Origin of the sequence: Kitasatospora sp. NPDC127116, from assembly GCF_042677365.1 — a bacterium.
GTDB classification, from domain to species: domain Bacteria; phylum Actinomycetota; class Actinomycetes; order Streptomycetales; family Streptomycetaceae; genus Kitasatospora; species Kitasatospora lactacystinica.
Window position 1 is genome coordinate 1 of sequence record NZ_JBHXTL010000274.1, and the last position, 3,279, is coordinate 3,279.

At 73.5% G+C, this 3,279-nt stretch carries 4 protein-coding genes; 3 read left to right on the forward strand and 1 reads right to left on the reverse strand.

The genetic code is table 11. From position 1 onward, the window contains the following. Window positions 1-88: 88 nt before the first annotated feature. On the reverse strand, window positions 89-733 hold the full coding sequence (locus ACFVHV_RS43500; RefSeq protein ID WP_380359377.1) for a dihydrofolate reductase family protein: 645 nt from the start codon (window positions 731-733) through the stop codon (window positions 89-91). Between the two features lie 371 nt (window positions 734-1,104). Here ACFVHV_RS43500 and ACFVHV_RS43505 point away from each other — a divergent pair, with 371 nt between their 5' ends. The 3 genes from ACFVHV_RS43505 (at window position 1,105) to ACFVHV_RS43515 (ending at window position 3,191) form a co-directional block, all read left to right on the forward strand. Then, complete coding sequence (locus tag ACFVHV_RS43505; RefSeq protein ID WP_359915596.1) at window positions 1,105-2,175, forward strand: phosphatidylinositol-specific phospholipase C domain-containing protein; 1,071 nt, start codon at window positions 1,105-1,107, stop codon at window positions 2,173-2,175. 114 nt (window positions 2,176-2,289) lie between these two features. Next, on the forward strand, window positions 2,290-2,682 hold the full coding sequence (locus ACFVHV_RS43510; RefSeq protein WP_359915598.1) for a ribonuclease: 393 nt from the start codon (window positions 2,290-2,292) through the stop codon (window positions 2,680-2,682). 158 nt (window positions 2,683-2,840) lie between these two features. Next, complete coding sequence (locus ACFVHV_RS43515) at window positions 2,841-3,191, forward strand: isomerase (RefSeq protein ID WP_359915600.1); 351 nt, start codon at window positions 2,841-2,843, stop codon at window positions 3,189-3,191. Window positions 3,192-3,279: the final 88 nt, after the last annotated feature.

Genomic DNA, 3,279 nt, shown 5'->3' on the forward strand with positions numbered 1-3,279 from the left:
GCTCCCCGCACCCGCGGGGAGGCCGCCGTCGTCCGTGCCGGAGGGACCGTGCCGTCGTCCGTGCCGGAGGGACCGGGCCCGGGGCCGGCTACGGCCTGGTGAAGGTGTAGTGGGTGACGCCGCTCGGACTGGTCACCGCCTCGGTGCGGAAGCGCCGCTCCAGCCCTTCGAGCCCGCCCCAGAGCGGCTCCCCCCGGCCGAGCAGCACCGGCACCACGACCACGTGCAGGTGGTCGACCAGATCGGCCTCCAGGAAGGCCCGGACGGTGCCCGGGCCGCCGCCGATCCGCACGTCCAGGCCGCCGGCCGCCTCCCGGGCCCGGCGCAGCGCCTCCTCGGGGGAGGCGTCGAGGAAGTGGAAGACCGTCCCGCCGTCCATCTCCAGGGAGGGGCGCGGGTGGTGGGTGAGCACGAAGACCGGGGTGTGGAACGGCGGGTTCGGCCCCCACCAGCCCCGCCAGTCCTCGTCCTGCCAGGGGCCGCGCTGCGGGCCGAACTTGTTGCGGCCCATGATCTCCGCGCCGATGCCGTCGCCCCAGGTGCGGGCCATCGCGTCGTCCACGCCGGTGTCGCCGCCCTCCTGGCCGTTCATCCGCCGGAACGTCCGGGTGCGGAAGAACCAGCTGTGCAGCCGGTCGCCGGCGTGGCCGAACGGCGCGTCGAGGCTCTGCCCCTCGCCCGTGCCGTAACCGTCCAGGGAGATCGAGAAGTTGTGGACCCGGACCAGGGACATCGGTTCCTCCGCCGTTCTGCGCGCCTCGCGCGTGTCTCGGGTGCGGACCGCCCGCACCCCGCGCGCGGGCCACGTTAACCAGGAGTGGCTATCGCCTGACGCACCATCACCGCCCCCGGGCGTGGCGCGGCGCGTGCCGTGACGGATGGCGGGGCGGCGGCGCGTGCGGTGACGGTGGCGGCGGGGTGCGGTGACGGGTGTGGCGGATGTGGAGCGCGTGGAGGAAGGGGAGGGGAGCGGGGGAGAAGCGGTGCAGCCGTCACGCTATTGTCGTGCCTTCTTCATCCTGAGCACGCCCGGGCGGGCGATGCTTCGTCAGGCTGCCCGGGAGCAGGGCGGCCGGCATCCCATGACTTGGGGGGACCGTTCCGATGACCGTACGCCGCACCCTGACCGGATTCCTGGCCGCAGGCCTGATCGCCGCCGCGGCGGCGCTGATCCCGACCGCCCCGGCGGACGCCACCACGGGCGGGTCGGGCGACCTGCCGTTCGGCTCCGCGACCACCGTCGGCCTGCACAACACCTACGACCCGGCCGCGTTCCCGTACCTCGCCCAGGGCCTGGACACCGGCACCGGCATGATCGAGCTGGACCTCTGGCCGAACGTCTTCACCAAGACGTGGCAGGTCAGCCACTCCAACCCGTTCGGCAACTCCAACAACTGCACCGCCGCGAGCACCCCCGCGCAGCTCTACGCGGGCGGCACCGACCAGAACCTGGAGAGTTGCCTGGACGACGTCCGGGTCTGGCTCGGCGCGCACCCGGGCGCCGGGCCGCTGGTGATCAAGCTGGAGCTCAAGCCCGGCTACTCGGCCAACCTCGGGATGGGCCCGGACCAGCTGGACGCGCTGATCGCCCAGCACCTCGGCTCCGCCGTGCTGCGCCCGGCCGACCTGCTGGCCAGGCCCGGCGGCGGCTCGTACGCGAGCGTCGACGAGGCGGTGCGGGCGGGCAACTGGCCGAGCCGCTCGGCGCTGGCCGGGAAGGTGCTGCTGTACGCGATCCCGGGCACGGTCGAGCTCGGCAACCCCTTCGACACCCTGCACACCGACGTCGAGCAGGGCCGGCACCTGCGCGACCTGGCGGCGGCCGGCCGGATCGGCCAGGCGCAGGTGTTCCCCTCCGTGCTCGGCGCCGCCACCGGCGACCCGCGCGGCCAGTACACCGGGGCGGACGCCTCGATCCGGCCCTGGTTCGTGGTCTTCGACGGTGACGCCTCCACCTACGTCAGGACCGTCGACACCGCCTGGTACGACAACGCCCACTACCTGCTGGTGATGACGGACTCCCACCTGGTCGCGCCGGAGATCAGCGGCACGGACCCGACCGCGGACCAGGCCCGGGCCCGCACCGAGCAGCTGGCGAAGGCGCACGCGAGCATCGTCTCCAGCGACTGGCGCAGGCTCCCGGCGGTGCAGTCGCTGGTGCTGTCGCGCGGCTGAGGCCGGCCCGGCGGCTGACCGGGCCGAGGCCCTGACGGGTACGTCGAGTTGACCGGAGGTGAAGAGTTGGAACGGGGCTTCCGATGGCTCCCGACCGTCGCCATCCTGGTTGTCATGACCCGAACTCTACGCGCGTGGAAGACCCGCGTCGCCGCCACCGCCGCCGTTGCCCTGGTCACCCTCGCGCCGATCGCCGTCGCGACCGAGGCGCAGGCCGCGGTGAGCGGCTCGGTGTGCCTGTCCGCCCTGCCGTCCCAGGCCGGCACCACCCTCGACCTGATCGCCTCCGGCGGTCCCTTCCCGTACAGCCAGGACGGTGTCGTCTTCCAGAACCGGGAGCGCGTGCTGCCCGCGCAGTCCTCCGGCTACTACCACGAGTACACCGTGGTCACCCCGGGCTCGCCGACCCGCGGCGCCCGTCGCATCGTCACCGGCAAGCAGTACCACGAGGACTACTACACCGCCGACCACTACGTGACCTTCCGCAAGATCAACTTCGGCTGCTGAACCGGCCACCGCTCACCGATCCACCGCTCCACCGCTCACCGCTCCACTGCTCACCGCTCCACCGGGCACCCCCGGGGCCCCGGCGCCGCACCCCGCGCCGGGGCCCCGGGCGCGTCCGATAGCGTCGGGGCGTCCGGCAACGACTCCTGGAGGTTCCCGTGCCGCAGATCCTGGTCGACCACTCGGCCGAACTCGACTTCGACCGGGCGGCGCTGGCCGCCGAGGTCCACCAGGCGATCACCGAGGTGATCGACACCACGGTGGCGGACTGCAAGACGCTCTTCCGCCCCGCCGGCCGGCACCACGTCGGCGACGGGACGAGCGGCGAGGCCGTGGTGCTGGTCGAGGTGAAGATCCTGGCCGGCCGCAGCACCGAGCAGCGCGCCGAACTGACCGCCCGGGTGCTCGCCGCCCTGCGCGCCCGGATCGACCGGCCCGCCGCCATCGGCGTCCAGGTCACCGAACTCGACCGGGACACCTACCGGTTCGTCCACCACCCCGGCCACTGAGACCCCGGTGGGACAAGGCGGCGATCGGCGTCATGGGTGCGGTAGGCGGAGCCCTGAGCTACGACGCGCTGCAGCAGATGGCCGTCGC

Bases quoted from the DNA above. Each gene is read 5' to 3' on its own strand.
- ACFVHV_RS43500 (WP_380359377.1), bottom strand. From the start codon at position 733: ATGTCCCTGGTCCGGGTCCACAACTTCTCGATCTCCCTGGACGGTTAC.
- ACFVHV_RS43505 (WP_359915596.1), top strand. From the start codon at position 1,105: ATGACCGTACGCCGCACCCTGACCGGATTCCTGGCCGCAGGCCTGATC.
- ACFVHV_RS43510 (WP_359915598.1), top strand. From the start codon at position 2,290: ATGACCCGAACTCTACGCGCGTGGAAGACCCGCGTCGCCGCCACCGCC.